The sequence below is a fragment of the Vibrio sonorensis genome (genome assembly GCF_001854765.1).
Lineage (GTDB): Bacteria > Pseudomonadota > Gammaproteobacteria > Enterobacterales > Vibrionaceae > Vibrio > Vibrio sonorensis.
The window spans coordinates 1-267 of sequence record NZ_LJJE01000078.1; the positions used below are offsets into that span (position 1 = coordinate 1).

A 267-nucleotide genomic window follows, 5' to 3' on the forward strand; every position below is an offset into this window, starting at 1 on the left:
AGCATGGACTTGAATCAAGTATGAGTCGTCGTGGCAACTGTCATGACAATGCGGTTGCCGAGAGTTTTTTCCAGTTACTCAAAAGAGAAAAAATTAAGCGGAAGATCTACACCACTAGAGAGGAAGCGCGTATGGACATCTTCGAATATATTGAGATGTTCTACAACATTAAACGGCGACATGGTTCCAATAATCAGTTGTCGCCAGTAGAGTATGAAAAGCAATATGAAATCAAGTCAAAGAGTGTCTACTGATTTGGTGGCTATT

General features: G+C 40.4%; 1 protein-coding gene. It reads left to right on the top strand.

All coding sequences use genetic code 11. From position 1 onward, the window contains the following. A partial coding sequence (locus BLO31_RS14315) for an IS3 family transposase (protein WP_139159017.1) occupies positions 1–254 on the top strand: 254 nt, incomplete at its 5' end. Positions 255–267 lie beyond the last annotated feature (13 nt).